Consider the following 21965-nt stretch of genomic DNA (forward strand, 5'->3'; position numbering starts at 1 on the left):
TATTTTATAATTTCTGGATTGAGGTATAATAGGCAGAAAATCTCTCGCCTTTGCTATTTAAAAAATTACAACTTAACTTATACTCTCCTTTTTCTAAATACCCATTTAGTGATGCAAAGGTAGCATCAGAATTAACATCTGCAGTAAGATCTAGATCACCAATGGTTACGATTGCCTTTAACACTTCAAGCCCTTTACCTACTGGTTGTCCATCTTGAAATGAAGTTGATGCAATAGATTCAATTTCTTGAGAAATTGCTAGTCCAGATTCTTCTGGATATCTTCTTAAACTAAACTGATAATTACCACTTTCTACTACTTTAATAGTATAATATCCTTCTGGGTGAAATTTACCATCTCTAATTTGTCCTTCATGCCACGGTAAATTTTCTTCAGTATGTAAATCATGTATTGTTAACCGAACTGATGTTTTATCTTCTCCGCCGATAGGGATTTGGGCATACCTTATATCTGACTGTATATTCTTCCACCAAGTATCATAGAAGCTTTGCATTTTTTTCACTTGTTCAGGATATTGATCTGCTAAATTTTCTTTTTGTCCTGGGTCTTTTGTGAAATCGTACAATTCACTTCCATTTACTAAACGCCATTTTGTTGACATTACGCAAGGGTTTCTTCCTTTTTCTGGCCATTGCTTACGTTGTGTATCTACAACAAGCATTCTATCCAAAGCTTTTTCTTCTCCTTCTAATAATGACACTACACTTACACCATCTAACTCTTTTTTAGAAGTATATGATATTCCTGATAATTCTGTTAATGTTGGTAATAAATCCACATGGGCTACTAATTCATTAATCTCTGCTTTTTTAAGTAAATTTCCTTTAGGCCAACGTATAAAAAATGGTACTCTATGTCCTCCATCATAATGACTACCTTTGGTACCTCTTAAGCCTGCGTTATACCCTCTAGTTTCTTTTGTTTTCTTATTATAATTAATACCATTTGCTGTTCCGTTATCAGTAGTATAAATTACTATTGTATTCTCTGCAAGACCCTCTTTTTCTAAGTAATTTGTGAGTTTTGCAAAATTATCATCTATGTTTGTGATCATTCCATAGAAACGTTTTTGCATATCGTTTAATTCTGCGTCTTTGTATGCATCTGCATATTCTTTTGGAACATTAAATGGTCCGTGAGCAGCATTAGTTGCTAAATACATAAAAAATGGTTTATCCTTACTTTTTTCAACGTATTTAATAGCTTCATCAAACCAAATATCTGTACAGTACCCCTCAAATTTTTCTGGAGTTCCATTTCTAAAATAGGTATCATCAAAATAATCATTCCCCCAATAATCAGGAGTTTGACCAACTCCTCCTCCACCATTATATAAAACTTCTTGAAATCCTCGATCTTGAGGTCTAAAGGGTTTATTATCTCCCAAATGCCATTTACCAAACATAGCGGTTTGATATCCGTTTCGAGCAAATACCTCAGCAATAGTCTCTTCATCTTCTAATAGGATGGAACAACCTGCTATAGTGTGCCAAGCATTATTTCGGTTTGCATTTCTACCAGTCATAATACCTGCTCTTGTAGGAGTACATGTTGTTCCTACATGAAAATTTGTAAGTTCTAAAGATTCTTTAGCAAATTTATCAAGATTAGGAGTTTTGATGATTGAATTACCATGAACTCCTATATCGCCATATCCTTGATCATCTGTGACGATTAAAATAATGTTAGGTTTGCTGTCTGGTACTGCTGGTTGCTCTTTACTTTTTGATTTTTCTTGACAAGAAATTAATATCGTTATCGTTACTAGTACTATTATTTTTTTAATCAATTTCATTGGTTTTAAATGATTCGTATGCCTAAATGATGATATGCTATAAAAATAAAGTTTAAAAATGCATATTTTGATTTTACTATCATTTCTTTAATGTCCAATTATTTACCATAAATGATTAATCATTACATAAAAACAGCACTATTACTAGTGCTGTTTAAAAATTAAAAAAGAATAGTATTCATCTTAAAAAGTTGTTATTCTTATTTTGTTAGTAGGTGTATTTGTATTCCTATCCACATTTATATTTCTATTTCCTCTATCTGATCTAAAGAAATTAACATGATCTCCTACCGGAAGAGGGAAATTAAAATTGTTGTCAAAAATATCCACAAATTGTGCTTCTTCTCCTATGATACCGCTTCCACAATTACCACTAAATGTATTGTTATTGATAAAAATACGACGACAACCATTTTCAAATAAAGGGGCATTGCCATAATCTCTAAAAGTAATTACTGAAATATAATTATGATCGCCTTGCGCAAAATTGCTGATATTATTTCCGTTAATGCTAATACCATTAGATTCATGTTCTATATTTATAGCTTCAGTAAATCTAACTGCTCCTGTGGTACCTTCAAAGGTATTTCCAAAAACCTGTATGTTTTTTACTTTAGCAAATGCTAAATTAAAGTTTTGAGCCTTTTGAAAAAAACACCCAGAGATTTCCATACCATTCATATCGGTTACAATTCCCATTGCTTCAGCCGCTCGTGGTAAAATCCTCAAATCTTCTCTTCCATCCGCTCCATCGTTTCCACAATCAATACTAATACCTGCCAATTGATCTCCTAAAAATTGACAATTCCTAATAATTACTTTGCCAATGCTACTTACTGGAGTGCTGCTAAAATTTCTGTTAAATAGTATACCTCTCGCACAGTTTCTAAATTCACAGTTAGAGGCAACCAAAAAATCAATTGGCAATCCTGTTCTATTGTCTGGTGTTCCAAAGCCTTGTCCTGCATTTGCAAAACGCATATTATAAGCTTGTACTCCTGATTTACCTTGTGAACTTACAGCTACCGAATTATTATCTAATCCTGCCCAATCTACGGTCATATTTCTATATATAGTTCCGTTAGCTCCTGTAACAACAAGGCCTGGTGTATTAAAAGTACGTGTGGCTACGATTCGAACATTATCTCTATTAGTTGCACCTGTTATGGTAACATTAGGAATATCGGTAGGCAAGAATACAGACCTATCGGTTCTATATGTTCTATTTGGTAATGTAACCGTACCTCCTGCACCAGCATTTCTTACCGCTTGAGTTAATGCATTTGCAAATGTTGCTGGGTTACCGTCCCATTGAAGGGTTACTGATGCTTTGGATGATATTTCTATAGCATTTGTAGGTTCATTTATTTCTTCATTCTCACACGAAGAAAATATAGTTATTAGCAATACTGAAATAGCCAATGTTTTAATAGCAAATTTTAATTTCATGTTTGTGTTATAATTAAGGTTTATATTACCTTAAATATAAAATCACGGATCACGCAATTGACAATTGTACATTCAAAAACATAACACATATGTATTTACACATCCAAAAAACTCATTAATGATAATAATTTAACATTTTTTATGTTAAATTCATTTTTCTGACCCTTCAATTTGCCTTACGTACTCACTTGGAACCACCCCAAATTGTTTCTTGAAACATTTAGAAAAATATGATGCAGTATTAAAACCTGTCATATACATTATCTCCTTTACCGACATATCACTTTGATCTAGTAATTGTACTGCTCTTTTTAATCGTATATTTCTTATAAATTCACTAGAGGATAGTCCTGTTAATTCCTTGAATTTTAGATATAAATTACTTCTACTATGACTCATTTCTTTAACAAGCATCTCAACATTAAAATCTGTATTCATCATATGTTTTTCTACAATCTCGATTGCTCTTTGTAAGAATTTTTCATCGGCAGATGTTACTGTAACCTCATTGGGTTGTAGTGTAATTTTTCGGTTAAAAACTTTTCTTAACTGATCACGCTGGTGAATAATATTAGATAGCTTTAATTGTAACAATTCCATATCAAAAGGTTTTCTGATATAGTCATCTGCTCCAATTTTTAGACCTTGAACTTCACTTTCTTGAGAAGACTTTGCTGTTAACATCAAGACAGGGATATGACTTGTTTCTTTTGTTGTTTTCAGATTTTTACAAAACTTTATTCCATCCATGACGGGCATGAGTACATCTGTAAGGATTATATTAGGTATTATTTTAATTGCCATTTCTAAGCCTTGTTTTCCATTTTCTGCTTCATGAATAGCGTAATTTTCACCTAATGCCTGTTTAATAAAAGTTCTTATATCTGCATTATCATCTACAATCAATAATACTGGTAATTTTGATCTTGATTTTGACAAATCCTGATCTACTAATTCATCATTAATACCTATGGCAAATGATTCCTTTTCCGAAGAACGCATTAGAAAATCATTTTCAGAAATTTCTTTACAACTTATTCCTTGAATGTTTTCATAAGATTCTTTATCTATTGGTAGTCTTACAATAAAATTAGTTCCATTCTTTCGTTCACTGATTACCGATATACTACCTTGGTGAAGTTCTACTAGATTTTTAACAAACGAAAGTCCTATACCTACTCCTTCTGGATTTACCTTGTCTTTATCTTTTGCTACATAAAATCTATCAAAAATATTTTCTAACTTATTTTTAGATATTCCTGGTCCTGAATCTTCTACTTGTATGACAACATATCTTTTTCGATCAGGTTTTGCTTTTAAAACACCTATTGTTTGTAATTCGTTGTCTTCTGAAATGTTAATTGAAATGGATCCATTTTCTGGTGTAAACTTAAATGCATTGGATAACAAATTATTCATGATTTTCTCCATAGCATCATGATCAAACCAACTTTCTAAAGATGGGTTAGCTGTATTTATTGCAAAGCCAATTTTTTGTTTATGCGCCAAAAACTGAAAAGGTTCTCCGACTTCTTTTATAAAATCAGTTACATTACCTGGTCGAACGACTAAGCGCATTTTTCCTTGGTTCATCTTTCTAAAATCCAATAACTGATTTACTAGTCGCAGTAAATAATCTGTATTCTTATGCATTAAGCCATATTGCTCTTGTAATACCGATTCTTCAATATTACTACCGCTTTTTTGCAAATACTCAAGAGGTCCTTTGATTAATGTTAATGGTGTTCTAAACTCATGTGAGATATTTGTAAAGAATTCTAGTTTCATCTGTTGTACCTCTTCGTGTTTATCTTTTTCCAGATCATCGAGGGTAGATTGATGTTTTCTATTCGTTCGATTTATGGTATTTCTCCAAAAACCAATTAATAATCCTAATCCAAATAAACAATACACGACATAAGCTCCTTTAGTGCGCCAAAAAGGCGGAACAACATCAATTTTTAGCTCTGAGGGGGTTTCATCCCACAATCCATCGTTATTAGATGTTTTTACTTTAAGTGTATATTTTCCTGGTTCTAAATTAGTATATGTTGCAAATCGTTTATCAGCAGTAGTCTGTATCCAATGATTATCGAACCCTTCTAACATATAGGCAAACTGATTTTTTCTTGGAGCCGCATAATGCAGTCCTGCAAATTCAAAAGAAAAGCTATTTTCCCAATACTTTAACTGAATCTCTTTTGTATTATTTATAGTGTTTTCTAAGATAACTCGCCCATTTACCTCTTCTCCTATTTGAACAGAATTATTAGAAATCATAAAATCTGTAATAACGGTTTCTGATTTAAATGTGTTCTCTCTAATATTTTTTGGATAAAATGCATTGAAACCATTTACTCCTCCAAAAAGCATTTCACCATCATTACGTTTCAAACATGCCAATTCTTGAAATTCATTATTCTGTAAACCATCATTTACATCATAATTTTTAAACGTTTCTTTTATGGGATCGAATTTAGATAGTCCTTGGTTGGTTGATAACCATAAATGACCTTCTTCATCTTCTAAAATTCCTTTGATCACATTATTTTTTAAACCATCTGCTTCTGTATATGAAACGAATCCTTCTTTTTGAACACCTGAAGGTCTAATGTATTTATTAAGTCCACCACCAAAGGTTCCAACCCATATATCGCCTACACTACTTTCATAAATCGTTAAAATATAATTATGACTGATTGTAGTAGAATCACCATCAACATTCTTAAAAATATCAAACTTGGGGTATTTCTTTGTAGTTTCATCTTTTGTTAATCGATTAAGTCCATTTCCTGTAGCAAACCAGATATTTTTTTGACTATCCTCATAAATATCTCTGATAATATTGTTAGAAACCGCAATTGCTTTTGAAGAATTTTCTATAAGCATATCTTTTTCATAATCGTCATCTTCTTTCTTAATCCATCGGTGTATCCCTCGACCATATGTTCCTATCCATATATTTTTTTGATGATCCTCTAATAATGCAAAAACACTATGATTAATATCGGTAACGGGAACCACATCATCCTCTTTAATATTGTTAGGATCAGTAATATCAAGTAGTAATAGGCCTGGATCATTTTCTACTCCAATAAAAAGTGTTTTTTTATTTTTAGTTTGTACTTCTGTAATAGCAAAAGAATTTCCTATAGTTTCAAAATTCACAAAGCCCGTATATTGGTCATTATTATTTTCTTTAGGAAGCATATTAAGACCTCCTCCTTCTGTACCTATCCACAATGTACCATTACTATCTTCGTACATTGATCTTATTTTGTCATAACTAAGACTTGTTGGATCTAAGGTCTTTCGGATATGTCTAAATTGTTTTCTTTCTGGATCAAACTTATTTATTCCTCCTCCGTTTGTTCCTACCCATATAATTCCTGTTTTATCCAGAAATAATGATTTAACGATATTTTTAGTTATACTATTGGGGATTCTTAAATCATATGTAAACTTTTGAACAAACTTGGGAAATTCATTTTTAGGAGAATTATCAAAATATATTAATCCATCATTTGTTCCACACCAAATATTGTTATTGTTATCTACTAACAATTCATTAATAAAAGCCCAATTAAGTTGAAATACTTTTCCTGATTCCTGATTTCCGGATTGACAATATAAACCGACATCTGTACCAATAAGTAATCGCCCGGTTTTATCTTCTCCCATACATTTTACAGGTATATTGGGTAGACCTATAGTTTCATTCATTAATTTGAAATAAAAATCACCTTTTTTATCTCTTGACAACTTATAAACTCCTGCGTGCCCACCTGCCCACAATTGTCCACTGCGATCTTCATAAATTGTATTAAACCAATTCTCTTGCCAGTTTGGAATTACTTGATCTTGCTCTGGATTAAAATATTGAAAACTGAGTGAATCAACAGGTTTAGTAAGATCTGCCATATTCAATCCATTAGTAGTACCCACCCATAATCGGTTTTTCTTATCGATATATATAGAGGCAACATGATCACTGCTAAGGGATTTTTTATCACTCTCATCATGTTTAAAATGAGTAAATTTTCCAGTTGATCGGTTAAAAAAGTTTAATCCGCTTCCTGTTGTACCTATCCATAGGTTATCGTCTTTATCTCCATTAATTGCATAAATTAAGTTACTGCTAATACTACCTTCTTGATTTACATCTGGTTTATACACAGAGAACTTGTAACCATCATACATATTTAATCCGTCATGAGTACCAAACCACATAAATCCTTTATGATCCTGATATATTGCATTGATATCACTTTGGGACAATCCATCGTCTGTTGTAATATGCTCAAAATATACAGGGTCTTGCCCATAACATACATTTTCAAATCCTACAATGAGAAAACAAAATATGATCGATAGTAAAGAAAATTTATAGGTACTGATATTCATACGCCAATTATTAAATTACTTAAATGTATTAAATTAAAAACAAACAATTCTAATCTTAGTTACCCTAACCACTGTATTAAAATCCTATTGGTTTTAATCTTACAGAGTATTCATATGTTTTAGACGGAATACTATGTTTCTTTAATGGAGCAGCTTTAAGACTCCAAGAATTATATCCTGCAACCCCTTGTTGTCTATGATCAATAGTAATAGTAATTCCGTTAGTCTTTTTCAAGTCACAAACTAATTCTGCATTTTCAAGGTTTTCTATAGTATATGGATAGGCACTGAATTCAAAAAGCCCTCCTTCTATTTGCAATCCTTTACCTGTATTATCAACAAATTGTGCCCACCTAGTATCTGTACGATTTGCATATTCTTGCGGATATACATAAGATTCGCCAAAGTTTTCTAGCGTAGCATCATACCGTCCTACAAAAGAAGAACTGTTTCTATCGATATAATTCTCATGAGGCCCTTTACCGTACCATTTTACTTGTTGTAACTGATTCGGTATTTCCATTTGTAATCCTACCCTAGGTATATTTGCTAAATTAATTGGGGCCTGTAATGTGTTATCAATACTAATTAAACCATTTGGTCTTATCGAGTAGGTTGTACTATATAATGCAGTGCCTGCTAATTGATGTTTTGTATTTACTTGTACTGTTCCATCTTTAAGAGTATCATAATCAAAATCAATCAGTTTTTGATTAGTACTAGCTTCTTTCCAGATTTTTATTCCCTCTATTCTTTGAATTACAGCACGATCATTATCGGTAGTAGCTCTCCAAAAATTAGGTTGAATAGGCTTTTGCACAAGTTTATTATTTTCATACGTATACGAACTTAGCACTCCCATATCAGTATCAAAAACAATAGAAATTTTTTCATTACTTACTATCAATTCTTTACCAGATTCTTTTATTGTAATTTTTCCTGAATCACTTTTAAAAGATTCTATATCAATTTTATTTTTTTGAACCACTGCAAATTGTTCTGAGGCTATTGTGTACCCTGCATTTGCCCAAGGAGTAGCTTTTTTAAAATTAGCATAAAAATTAAAAAAATACTCTTTATTTTCTTTCCTAACATAATCACTTTGAATCGTTACCGTTTCGCTAGTAAATGATGTCAATTCTTTAAGATTAAGATTTCCTTTATCCACCACTATTCCGTCTTCTAAGAGTTCAAAGACAAAGTTATATATAGATGTATTTAAGAATGAATGTCGATTTGTAATTTTAATTGTTTTTTTAAGATCATCTAATTCTGAAAAAACAATGGGCTGAAAAACATATTTACACTCATACATTACAGGTTTTACCGTTTGATCTGCATTAATAACACCATTAATACAAAAATTTTCATCATTTATTTTACTACCGAAATATCCACCATATACAAATTGTTCACAACCATTATCTTCTTTAACCAATATCCCTTGATCCATCCAGTCCCAAATAAATCCTCCTGCTAAACGGGGATTGTTATGAATAATATCCCATATTTCTTTAAGTCCGCCATTAGAGTTGCCCATGGCATGTGAATATTCACATGATATTACAGGTTTTTTAGAAGTTTGTGATACATCCATTTCTCTAAACTCATCTGGAGTGGGATACATCCTACTAATAATATCAACGAAGTCATAATTATCCGGAGGTGTATTTTTAGTTTGAGGAGAAAGTTCTCCTCCGCTACCATTCGCAGCTTCATAATGTAAAATCCTATCGTTATCGTACCATTTAATCCATCCTGCCATGGCTGCATGATTAGGTCCAACACCAGATTCATTACCTAATGACCATGAAAATATAGAGGGATGATTTTTATCTCGCTCAACCATTCTAATGGCGCGTTCTAAAAATGCTTGACTCCACTTTGGGTTGTTAGTAAGTTCCCCTCGAACTCCATGACTCTCAACATTAGCCTCGTCCATCACATAAATTCCATATTGATCACATAAATCATAAAATTCAGGATTATTCGGATAATGACTACACCTTACAGCATTAAAATTATATAACTTTAATAATTCCATGTCTCTCTTCATATCCTCATAACTAACCACCTTTCCTGTTTTGGCATTATGATCATGACGATTCACCCCATATAGTTTTATAGGTTGTCCATTTACCGTTAAGATTCCATTTTTAGTTTCAAATTTTCTAAAACCTACTCTTGTTGACTTAACTTCAATCACCTTTTTATTTTTGTCGACTAATGAAAGAACAAGTGTATATAGATTTGGTGTCTCTGCACTCCATTTATTAGGGTTTGTAATTTCCATATGTATAAAATCAAACTTAGGAGTCCAACGTTGATCCCACCAATAACCTGTTATTTCATCAACAGTAACAGATTGGCTTTTAATACTCTTTTGACCATCATACACATTAGCAATAAGCGTATATCCTTTTGCATCTACACCTTTAGGCAATGTTATTTTAGGTCGAACTTTTAGTATTGCATTTTCATAGTTCTTATCTAGTTCGGTTCTAACGAAAAAATCGGCAATAGATGCTTTAGGCTCTGCAAATAACATTACATCGCGATGCATCCCCGCTAAACGCCAATGGTCTTGTGATTCTAAATAAGATCCATCTGACCATTTATACACTTTGGTAACGACAGTATTTTTTCCTTTCTTAAGAAAAGGAGTGATATCGAACTCTGCTGGCAGTCTACTACCTTGACTATATCCAACTTTCTGACCATTAATCCATACATAAAAAGCTGAAGACACTCCTCCAAAATGAATCCTAACATTCATATTTGTCCAGTCTGAAGGTACTGTAAAGGTTCTTTTATAAATTCCCGTTGGATTATTGTCTACTGGTATATTTGGATAATCATTAGTACCCCATGGGTGTTTAGAGTTTGTATATACTCTAGTTCCAAAGCCTTTCATTTCCCAATTTGAAGGAACAGAAATTCGTGTCCAATCCTTGAAGTTGTCTTGCAGAAAATTTTTGGGTGATACTGACGGATTTTTTGAGAAATTAAATTGCCAATCTCCATTAAGTGATATTACTCTACCAGATTTCGATTTATCACAATCTAATGCTTTTGATTCTGACGAGAAAGAGTACATTGTAGCTCTTGCAGGAAGTTTATTAATTGCTATAACATTTGGGTTTTCCCAATCGTTTTGTTGTGCGAATACTTGTAAGGTTAAAAAAAACACACTTATGAGAAAGGAGTTCTTCATCATCGAATAAATTGCTTTTTGATATTTTTAAATATCGAAATATATCAAACAATTATTTGGTTTTCATCCTTTCATGTACAGAGATTCATTGATTTAAACATATGAGGTATAAAATCAATCATATGATTTATAGTTAAAGATATTTGTGCGCCAAAAAGCAATTTTCTTTAAGTATATTCAACACTAGAAACATGTTAAAATGTTTTCTTTACCCACTCTATAATTGGGTTATACCTGCATATTTTTCTGGAATAGTAGCTATAGATTTAATTTCTATATCCTTATAATACACCTCTGCAGCTTCTGACTGTATTTGTATCTTACCCTTATTCATTGCTCTCCATTCTCCTTTAAGGTTAACCATGGGATCCACAACAACCATAACCACTACACCATTTAAAATATGTATCGATTTGTTTCCAACACAAATTAACTCCATAGTGTTCCATTCTCCTTGTTTTTTTTCTGGATCATTTTGCTTAAAACACCTTCCAGTTTCAAAACCTTTATTCCATGAAAAATCAACTAGATCAGCTCCTTTAGTATAATAATATTTTTTATCTTTTTTTATTGCGGGACTTTTAGCTTTTACATTTCCTAAAGTTACTAAATCGCCACAGTCTGTTTGTTGTACTTCACATTCTATGCTAGTCATCCAAACATTCCAAAAATCAGTATAATCACCTACACTATGATACAACACACCACTATTTCTTTTCTTATTTAATCGGGGTTTCCATTTTTTTTCTCCCCACTTAAATTTCCAAGTTAAGTGATAGTTATCGTATTCTTTTTTTGTTACTAGGCCTGCAAAAATTTCGCCTGTAATTTTTATAACTTCTTCCTCTTTAATTTGAACTACAGAAAACACCTTTTTGGGATCTTTGTTTAGTCCAATTGGCTTACCCTTAGTAACATCGTCAAACTTCTCATATCCTTCGATTTGGGTCGAAGAATGTGGCGCTCCCATAAAAATGTCCCATTTAGACAGTTTTTTATCAATTAAATTACCCCATTTGGTAGTTTTTGTATTAGACTGATATACTGGTTTAACCGTTTGTTCTTTTGGTTGATATTTACTTCCACTTGCCCACCTGATTCCACGAGTTAATAATTTCCATGCACTGGGGGTATCAAAGTCTTTAGGATCATGACCAATAGATAAATAAAATACACGTCCTTTTGCAAAATGTTTTTTCCAAGATACAGGCATTACTGCTCCCTTAATCCAACTATTATGTTGATCATTAAAAGTTGTTGTTGCCAATACTTTTGAATTAGGGTCCACATGCATGTAGTATTGTTCGGTATTTTTAATATTAAAATCCGTGAGCCCTTTTGTAATAGGATCGTCCTTATGTATAATATCTACTTTATAATCAATTTTCCCTCCAGGATGTGAAACCCATTGACCACCAATCATATATTGATAATCCGTGTTTTTTCTAAAAGAATCACCTAATCCACCATGACAACCTGCTATACCTGTTCCATTTTTTACAGCTGTCAACAATCCTTTTTCTTGTTCTTTAGAAATTTGTCCCATAGTCCAATATTGGATAATTAAATCCGTATCAGACATTTTCTTTTCGTCGGTGTATATATCTAAGGAATTAGAAACCGTTACCACAGCACCTTCTTCTTTAAGCCATTCATGAACTCTATCTGTAAATACTTTAGGTTGATGACCATCCCATCCACCATAAACCATGATAACTTTCTTTCCTTTTAATTTTGGTAATCCATCTTTTTCTAACTCTTGAGCGTTTATTTCTCCAGACAAGAGTAAGCAAGGCATTAAGGTTATAAGAAAAGTGAGTTTAATTAATTGTAACATAACCATATCTATTTAGAAATTAATACATCATTTATAAGTTCTTATAACCTTGCCTGCTTTTTATACTTTTTTGGAAATTTACTAATAGACCTAATTTGAATATCTTTATAATATGCTTCTGCTCCTTCTGATTGTAATTGAATTTTGCCTTTTGTAAGTGTTAATTCTTCTCCATTGATCACTTTTCGTGAATTTTTTACCACCATAACTACCTTATCATTTACCACATGAATACTTTGATCACCAACACATATAACCTCAACGGTATTCCATTCTCCATTTGGTTTTTCATTTGGTGTATTTATATGGCAATATCCTGGATTTCCATTTCCCGCACCATAAGTAATAGTCTTATCATTTTCTCCAGTAACTTTATACAAGTCTTTTTTTAGTTTGGTCGAGATTACATCTGCCCTTGCATTAACTAGAGTAACAAAATCACCTGTATCACCTTCCTGAATTTGACATTCTAAACCAGACATCCAAACATTCCAAAATGCACCATGATCGCCATGACAATGATACAAGATACCATTATCACGTTTTACATTTAATCTTGGCTCCCATTTCTTTTCACCCCATTTAAATTTAACTTTAAGGTGATAGTTTTCAAACTCTTGTATTGTAGTTAGACCTCCATAAATTTCGCCCGTTACTTTAAGTATTATATCTTCATTTTCTTCAACAATCGAAAACACATTTTTGGGATCATTATTTAGACCCAGAGGAGTACCGTGATGCACATTTTCACTCTTTTCATGACCTTCTAGTGCTACTGATGTATGAGGAACTCCCATAAACACCTCCCAATTAGAAAGTTTTTTATCTAATAGATTTTGCCATTTCTCGGTAACCTTAAAGTTTTGTTGAGTTTTTTGCCCAAAAGAGAGAGCAAACATCCCCATAAATAATACATAAATAAGTTTTTTCATTGTAAAAGTTTAATTCATAGTATAATACTACGTTTATCTAAAAACGCTTTAAGGTTTTAATAGTATTTATATCTAAAATACTGCCCCATGCATGATCAATTGTCATGCATGGGGGATAGTATTCTTATTTAATTTTTATCGTTTTGAGAATCTCAATACGCGTTTATTTTGGTTTTGTTGCTGCACTGTTACAAAGTACATTCCTGACTGAAGTCCAGATACATCTAAAACTCTTTCATTTTCACTAGATTTCATTTCAAAAAGAACTTGTTTACCTGCTATATCAGATACAGTTATTTTTGCTATTTCAGAAACCCCATTAAGTCTTAACACATCAGTAGTTGGGTTCGGATACATAATAATCGCATTTTCATTTGCTATTATATTATCATCACCAGTTTTACTTGATTGATATGTTACTATTAATTGTGGAACAGTAGCTGCAGTGTTTTCTTTTGATGCAATTGCGAAATCATTTCCTCCTGTAGCATTAAGCACTAACGACACAGCATTCCCTGAAATTGAATTTGCTTGTAAAGCAACTGTCTCAGTATTGCCAATTGTATATGTCTTATTGATAGAACCTAACAGTACTCCGTTAGCAGGCTTATTACCATTAGACAGATTCGTTTCGTTCCAATTATTAGAATTTCCTAAATTAACATTTAGGTTACCATTACCAGCGTCTCCAGCAACAGTAAATTTCAATTTAGCATCTGTAATTGTACCACTTATACCAGAAAGGTCAAACATCAAGTATCCAACTCTATTTCCGTTTTCTATTCTAATAATATTACTATTAAAATTAGTACTTCCTTGCAAATAACTATCGTTAACAGGTGTTAATGTAGTTGTTGAAGTGGTTGGAGTTGATCCACCACCAGTTGTACTTCCAACAATAGTAGGTGCAAGCGGACTTGCTCCAGGAGTACCACCACTACATAATGCTCTTAGCACAAAGTCATAAGAGGTTCCAGACTGTAAGCCATTCATAGTTATTGAAGTACTACCTGCTGCTCCAGACGCAAAGCCAACACCACCAGTATTAATATTTCCTGTAAATCCTCCTTTTGGAAATGCTCTTAATTCAAAAGTACGTGTATCGTTAGCTGTATTAGCATAAGATATCGTTACTGAAGTAGCGTTTGAACCTGAAACAGCTAAATTGGCAGGAGCTACATTACAATTAGCCGAGTTTGCCGGAGTATTTAAAGTGAATACTGCACGATCAAAGTTAAATAGGAAACCTGCAGGACCAGTGTATGTAAATCGAATTTTTTGAACCCCAGCAGCTAAATTTACATTTCCTGAAACCGGAGTACTATAATTATGCCAATCGTTATTTACAGGAACGGCAATTGTGGCTAGATTATTTCCTGCAACCGAAGCTACAATATTTCCTCCTACACCATTTGATGATGTAAACGCTTCTAATTTATACGATCCTGCATTAGCAACATTAATATTATACTCTGTATAATTGTTATTTTTAATAAAACCTAGGTTTCGTCCTCCACCAGGCGTATTTTCTGCTTTTACATCTCCATTTTTAGCTACAAAATTCTCTACTTGTATTGTTCCTGGAACAGCTATTGAAGTTGGATTAGGATTTGGGTTATCACAATTTGCAGCAATTGGGGCTGCACCAGTACCTGTTGGTTTTGTATATGCTTTTGATAAAATAAATTTATCCATTTCAAAACCATCTTCTCTCATAGAAAAAGAGATTGTATGTATTCCTGCTGTAGGAACATTGATAAAAATTTGTTGTGCTACTCCACAGTGATTTGCTGCAGTACGTTGCTTACTTTCCCAAGTCCATGCATTTTTACCTGTACACCATTGCATTCTAGCTCCAGATGCAGGCCAATTACCATCTATTCCTACATGAACTCCATTATCTTCAGATCCTGTAGAGTGTGCTCTTACCCAAACAAAATATTTACCTGGTGAATTAAATTTAATCTTATAATCTACAATTGCTGCTACTCCTGGAGTATCTGAAAAACTTACTCCTGTTACCAATGGGTCACCATGTGTTACACGTGTATCAGGTAATAATTCTATATATTTACCTCCACTAGCACCATTTGAATGAATTGGATCAGGATCAGGTGTTGGAGTTCCTGTGGTACCTGCACCAATAACGAACCACTCTCTGTCTTTTGTTTTTGATTGCTTTACAAAGTTTTCAGCTTCAACAGCTACTATTCCATTTTTTTCTTCATATGTTTTATCACAGTTTGAAGGATCCGGATCTGGATCTGGGTTTGATCCTGTGGTATTGATTACATATCTATTCCAAAATTTAGTAACACTATCTGCATTACTTCCTATATTGAAAATCCACCAGTTTTCTACACAGTCAGAATAATCAATACCTCCATTTTTCATAAAAGACCAATCGTAAGGCACTCCTCCTGGATATCTTTTAAGGACTACTCTTGTAGCTTCATTCCAAAGTTGTTTTGCTTTTGCATTGGGAGAGTTTCTTGCTTGATTTAACCATTTTTTATCTCTACTTCTGTATTCAGGAGTTTCCCACGGTCCGTGATCACCAAAACCTCCAAAAGGTGCATTTCCATCATCTATATAAAAATACCTAGAGTTATTTTTTATAAAGTTTATGATTACAGGATTTGCTGCGGGTTTATTAGTCGTATTATCCGCATGGTTTTGATTCCATTCACTGTGTTGAACAACAATAACATTGTTTTTTACAACATCATTGTTTACTCTTTTTTTCACCTCTACAATCCAATCACGAGTAATGTTTGATTGGCCCGCTTCTTGGACCCAAACTTTACCGCCATTATTAAGAATAGGGACTACTCTATTAGCGATTCTTGTTACCGAACCATTTCTATCTGCATCGGCATCGGTCCAATTAGCACTACCGAATACCATATCAAATAGTTCATCTGAATCAATAAATTGTCCTCCTTGTCTTCCATAAGCTCCTGCAACCCCATAATATTTTACACCATTAAAGTCACTATGTGCTAACATAGATCCTAATGCAGCCTGTGCATGGATATCATCTGGATCAGGTTTACTATCAAATTGAGCAATTAAAAGATCTTTGCTTTTATTAAAAAACGGACGTTGGGCATTAGCCACATTAAATATGGCCAGACAGACCACAATTAAAATAATTTGAGTTTTGAGTTTCATGATTTGTTAGTGTTTGTGTTAAAACGTTAGTTGAAATTATTTTCTTCACATTAACAGAAGAAAAAAGGGTTTAGTATTCATTTAAAAAAATAAATGAACATTTGATTTTTAATTACCATTTAATGAATTCTTTAAATTACATAAAGATTAGAGTGCTTCTTTAAATGGCTTTTAGTTAGGTTTTCATGTTTTGAGTACAACATGAGCAATTGGGTTTTCTTAGATGGTGACCACCCAGATTTTTGATTTTTGTTCATTGGTTTTAATGTTTGTGTTTATATTCGAGTTAGTGAAAATAAAGTTAAATATTAGTCCCAAAAAAAAGTATATCTTATGATTAAAATATAGCAACAAATGTTCTATACAAATTAAAAAACCAGAATCATTTACACTAATAGTACACTATCCATTCGCCATATCCTGAACCTAAGTTTTGCTACACATTTAATAAAAAAGTTATTTTTTTAACAACTTATTCGGTTATTTTAACAAATAATGAAAAAATATATGAATTCTTTTAACTAAGTTTGTTTAACTATTCTAAGAAAAAGGTGAACAGTATTAAACAAACTTTCAGTATTAAGGATTTAGAAAATCTATGCGGCGTTAAAGCGCATACCATTCGAATATGGGAAAAAAGATACAATTTACTTTCTCCTAATCGTACAGACACTAACATAAGAACATACAATTTAAAGAGTTTACAAAAACTTCTAAACGTAACTTATTTAGTTAACAGTGGTTATAAGATATCAAGAATTTCTAAATTGAATGAACAAGAAATCAATGAATATGTAAGAAGCATTGTTTCTGACAACAGCTCAAAAAACCAAGCTATAAACTCCTTTAAAATTTCAATGCTCAATTATGATTTAGAGTTGTTTTTAGGTACATATGAGCAACTATCTCAGAAAAGAAATTTTCGACAGATTTTTATTGATGTATTTATTCCTTTATTAAAAGAGATTGGTTTACTATGGCAAACAGATACGATCAATCCATCGCATGAGCATTTTGTTACAAACTTAATCAAGCAAAAACTTTTACTTAATATTGAAAAATTACAATACAACAAGCCTACTAAGACCGATAAAGCGTTTGTATTATTTCTTCCAGAAAATGAAATTCATGAATTAGGCTTACTATACATAAATTATGAAATATTACTTCATGGATATAGGGCTATTTATTTAGGCCCAAGTATTCCTTTAGATAGTCTTCCAAGTATGCTTTCTTTTCATACCAATAGTGTATTCGTTTCTTATTTTACTATAAAACCTGAAAAAGACAATATCGATAAATACGTTAAAGACTTCAATTCGATAATTTGTACTGAACGTATTAGTGAATTTTGGATGCTTGGTAAGCAGATTATACATCTTTCAAAAAATAGCGCTACTAATCATCGTTATTTTGATTCTATTAATGATCTTATCGCAGAATTATAACATCCCAATCATCTAAAATATGTCTAAGAAAATTGCAATTATTGGCTCTGGCTTTTCATCATTATCAGCATCTTGTTATCTCGCGCAATTAGGATATGATGTTACCATTTTTGAAAAAAACTCTACTATAGGAGGTAGAGCCAGGCAATTAAAAAAGAAAGGATTTACATTTGATATAGGTCCTTCATGGTATTGGATGCCGGACGTATTTGAGAGTTTCTTTAATGATTTTAATACTTCTGCTTCTGATTTTTACACTTTAGAAAAGCTTAATCCTGCATACAAAGTATTTTTTAAAGACAACGAAAACATAAAAATAGAAGATACCCTAGAAAAAATATACCAAGCCTTTGAAAATGAAGAAAAAGGAAGCTCTCTAAAACTTCAAAAATTCATTAAAACGGCTCAGAACAATTACGAAATAGCTATAAAAAACCTAGTTTATAGGCCTGGAGTTTCTCCTCTTGAATTAGTTACAAAAGAAACCATACAACGCGTTGGTCAATTTTTTAGCACTATTTCTAAAGAAGTCCGCAAAGAATTTAAAAATGATAAACTTATCAAAATACTAGAATTCCCCGTATTATTTTTAGGAGCAAAACCTAGTGACACTCCATCCTTTTATAGTTTTATGAACTATGCCGATTTTGGTTTAGGCACATGGCATCCCAAAGGTGGTATGTATCAAGTCATATTAGGAATGGAAAAATTAGCGAAATCTTTAGGTGTAGTCATATTAACGAATTCTAATGTTGAAAAAATAGAAGTGACTCAAGGTCGTGCTACTGGCATTATTGTTAATTCTGAATTGATTGAAGCTGATATTGTCCTATGTGGAGCGGATTATCATCATGGAGAGACTCTGTTAGAACCTAAATACAGGCAATATTCTGAAAAATATTGGGAAACTAAAACATTTGCACCTTCATCATTGTTGTTTTATGTTGGTTTTGATAAAAAACTAAAAAATGTAAATCATCACAATCTATTTTTTGACACTGATTTTGATGCACATGCAAAAGATATTTACGATGATCCTAAATGGCCAAATGACCCTCTTTTTTATGCGAATTTTACATCTTTAACAGATTCTGGAACTGCTCCAGAAGGTAATGAAAATGGTTTTTTCTTGATTCCTTTAGCTCCTGGAATAGAAGATACCGAAGAACTAAGAGCATCCTATTTTGATAAAATAATCACCCGTTTTGAAAAACTCACAAATCAAAGTGTTAAAAATAATATTATCTTTAAAGAGTCCTTTTGTGTAAAAGACTTTATAAAAGAGTATAATTCATATAAAGGAAATGCCTACGGAATGGCCAATACCCTTCTGCAGACAGCATTTCTTAGACCTAAGTTAAAAAGTAAAAAAGTTGAGCATTTATTTTTTACTGGACAGCTTACTGTTCCTGGGCCTGGGGTACCCCCATCATTAATTTCAGGAAAACTTGTGGCGGGCTTAGTTGAAGCAAAATATAAACCAGCAAAAGAACTAAAACTTATTACCACATAAACCTAATACCATAAATCTAAACTCTATCCCTCTATGAAAGCCATTTTTGATACAGTATCTTATAGTTGTAGTAAAATTGTTACTAATTCTTATAGTACATCATTTTCATTAGCATCAAAAATGCTTTCTGATTCTATAAGACAAGATATATACAATATATATGGGTTTGTAAGATTTGCTGATGAAATTGTAGATACTTTTCATGACTATAATAAAGAAACTCTTTTTAATGATTTTGAAAAAGAGATGTACAAAGCAATAGAGAATAAAATTAGTTTAAATCCAATACTAAACTCTTTTCAGAAAACAGTGCACCAATACAATATACCTGCAGAATTATATGAAGCATTTATGAAAAGTATGCGCTTAGATTTACACAAAAACGATTATTTAACCGAAAAAGAATACAAAGATTACATATATGGATCAGCTGATGTAGTGGGCCTAATGTGTCTTAAAGTCTTTGTTAAAGGTGATAATCAAAGATACAATGACTTAAAACAAAGCGCTATGCATTTAGGCTCTGCTTTTCAAAAGGTAAATTTCTTAAGAGATTTAAAAGCAGACTATGAAGATTTAAATCGTACATATTTTCCTAATGCAAATCTTAATCAATTAGATGAAAGTTCTAAACAAAAAATTATTAAAGAAATAGAAGAAGATTTTGAAAGAGGTCTTTCAGGCATATTAAAGCTTCCTGTTGAAGCTAAATTTGGTGTCTACACTGCTTTTATATATTATAAGAAATTATTGAATAAACTTAAAAAAACACCATCTTTAGAGATAAAGAACACAAGAATAAGAGTACCCAATTATCAAAAATTTGGATTACTTGCAAAATCTTACTTTGATTACAGATTAAACCTAATTTAGACTTATTTTTGTATAAAATTTTTTACACGTGAAAATTCTCATCCAAATATTAGTTTTTCTTTCGGCTTTTGCAATTATGGAGTTTATGGCATGGTTTACCCATAAATACGTAATGCATGGTTTTTTATGGTCGTTACATAAAGATCATCATCACAAGGATCATGGTAGCTGGTGGGAGCGTAATGATTTTTTCTTTATATTTTATGCTATTATAAGTATGTCCTGCATATTATTTCACAATTCTGAAAGTTTTTGGATAGGTATTCCTATTGGTCTTGGTATCCTTGCCTATGGCATCGCTTATTTTGTGGTGCATGACATTTTTATTCACCAAAGATTTAAGTTATTAAGAAATGCAAATAATTGGTACGCCAAAGGCGTTAGGAGAGCCCATAAAATGCATCATAAAAATATAGGTAAAGATAAAGGTGAATGTTTTGGAATGTTAGTTGTTCCTTTTAAATATTTTAAAAAATAACCATTTTTTATTCAGCAAGTAACTCATCTAAAGTTGATCTTACTTTATCACTATTCCAATTAGCAGCATTTGTTTTATCAATAATAATATTCCCTTTTTTATCAATAAGATATGTTTGGGGGATTGGATTATTTACCATTGGCTCTGGTCGTGCAGATAATGACCTATATACAGGGTAATTAAATTTTTTCGCATTCATAAACTTTGAAATATCTTCATCTACTTCGTTAGTTACAAATAAAAACACAACTTTTTCTCCATAATCATTGTACAATTCTTGTAATGAAGGCATTTCAGCGATACAAGGTGGGCACCAAGTTGCCCAGTAATTAATTAGAACGACTTTATCTTTTGCTGTATTAAAATCAATGGACTCAGTATTTACTCCGTGTAGTTTCCAATCATAAGACGCCACCTGCTTTCTTTCTTCAACACTTACCACCCCAGGACTAAAAGAAAATATTCTAGTAAGAAATATTTGCATCATCCCCCTAGTATTAGGTATAAAAAATAAGATCAAAATGATCACAAAAATAGCATTCGATATGTTTTTTTTATTGAATTTCATTAGTTCAAATTTAAGGTATAGCTATTTTGTCTAAAAATAGTAAACAACTTACAAAGTTAAATAAATAGAACTTTTTCGACTTACTATACTTATACTTAAAATTTAAATGTAGTTTTTATTTACATGCTTTTACAAATTAATAAAGCGCAATCTAGGATTGCGCTTTAAAACTAACAAAAAAACAAATGAACTAAATTTTAATACTCCTTTTTTTAAGAAGTTATAGGCTATTTAGTTCGATATGTAATCGTTATTATTC

The 21965-nt window shown here is 32.0% G+C and carries 12 protein-coding genes; 4 read left to right on the top strand and 8 right to left on the bottom strand.

The annotated features are described in order from the left end of the window. Nucleotides 1-4: 4 nt before the first annotated feature. The 7 genes from D1816_RS09520 to D1816_RS09550 form a co-directional block, all read right to left on the bottom strand. Nucleotides 5-1816, bottom strand: coding sequence for an arylsulfatase (locus tag D1816_RS09520; protein ID WP_118502505.1), 1812 nt, complete (start codon nucleotides 1814-1816; stop codon nucleotides 5-7). Nucleotides 1817-1999: 183 nt separating this feature from the next. After that, nucleotides 2000-3265, bottom strand: coding sequence for a hypothetical protein (locus D1816_RS09525; protein ID WP_118502507.1), 1266 nt, complete (start codon nucleotides 3263-3265; stop codon nucleotides 2000-2002). 150 nt (nucleotides 3266-3415) lie between these two features. Beyond that, nucleotides 3416-7669: a two-component regulator propeller domain-containing protein gene (locus D1816_RS09530; RefSeq protein WP_066319294.1), complete on the bottom strand. Its 4254-nt coding sequence runs from the start codon at nucleotides 7667-7669 to the stop codon at nucleotides 3416-3418. 76 nt (nucleotides 7670-7745) lie between these two features. Continuing rightward, nucleotides 7746-10886, bottom strand: a complete 3141-nt coding sequence (locus D1816_RS09535; RefSeq protein ID WP_118502509.1) for a glycoside hydrolase family 2 TIM barrel-domain containing protein — start codon at nucleotides 10884-10886, stop codon at nucleotides 7746-7748. Nucleotides 10887-11100: 214 nt separating this feature from the next. Then, complete coding sequence (locus D1816_RS09540) at nucleotides 11101-12720, bottom strand: ThuA domain-containing protein (protein ID WP_147405022.1); 1620 nt, start codon at nucleotides 12718-12720, stop codon at nucleotides 11101-11103. Between the two features lie 41 nt (nucleotides 12721-12761). Continuing rightward, entirely contained in the window at nucleotides 12762-13652 is an 891-nt protein-coding gene (locus D1816_RS09545) for a DUF1080 domain-containing protein (protein ID WP_118502513.1), read from the bottom strand. Nucleotides 13653-13787: 135 nt separating this feature from the next. Then, nucleotides 13788-16826, bottom strand: a complete 3039-nt coding sequence (locus tag D1816_RS09550; protein ID WP_118502515.1) for a carbohydrate-binding protein — start codon at nucleotides 16824-16826, stop codon at nucleotides 13788-13790. A gap of 551 nt (nucleotides 16827-17377) precedes the next feature. On the opposite strand from D1816_RS09550, the gene D1816_RS09555 reads away from it, so the two are divergent. Genes D1816_RS09555 through D1816_RS09570 form a run of 4 tightly spaced genes read left to right on the top strand, consistent with a single transcriptional unit; the run spans nucleotide 17378 to nucleotide 21138 of the window. Continuing rightward, on the top strand, nucleotides 17378-18274 hold the full coding sequence (locus D1816_RS09555; RefSeq protein WP_118502517.1) for a MerR family transcriptional regulator: 897 nt from the start codon (nucleotides 17378-17380) through the stop codon (nucleotides 18272-18274). Nucleotides 18275-18293: 19 nt separating this feature from the next. Further along, a complete protein-coding gene (locus tag D1816_RS09560) occupies nucleotides 18294-19787 on the top strand; it encodes an NAD(P)/FAD-dependent oxidoreductase (RefSeq protein WP_118502519.1) in 1494 nt (497 codons plus the stop codon). A gap of 33 nt (nucleotides 19788-19820) precedes the next feature. Continuing rightward, a complete protein-coding gene (locus D1816_RS09565) occupies nucleotides 19821-20660 on the top strand; it encodes a phytoene/squalene synthase family protein (protein WP_118502521.1) in 840 nt (279 codons plus the stop codon). Between the two features lie 28 nt (nucleotides 20661-20688). Then, the gene (locus D1816_RS09570) at nucleotides 20689-21138 is read left to right on the top strand and encodes a sterol desaturase family protein (RefSeq protein WP_118502523.1); all 450 of its coding nucleotides are present in this window, start codon (nucleotides 20689-20691) and stop codon (nucleotides 21136-21138) included. Nucleotides 21139-21145: 7 nt separating this feature from the next. Here the strand turns inward: D1816_RS09570 and D1816_RS09575 are convergent, their stop codons facing one another. After that, entirely contained in the window at nucleotides 21146-21706 is a 561-nt protein-coding gene (locus D1816_RS09575) for a TlpA disulfide reductase family protein (protein WP_118502525.1), read from the bottom strand. Nucleotides 21707-21965: the final 259 nt, after the last annotated feature.

Source organism: Aquimarina sp. AD10, from assembly GCF_003443715.1.
Classification (GTDB): Bacteria; Bacteroidota; Bacteroidia; order Flavobacteriales; family Flavobacteriaceae; genus Aquimarina; species Aquimarina aggregata.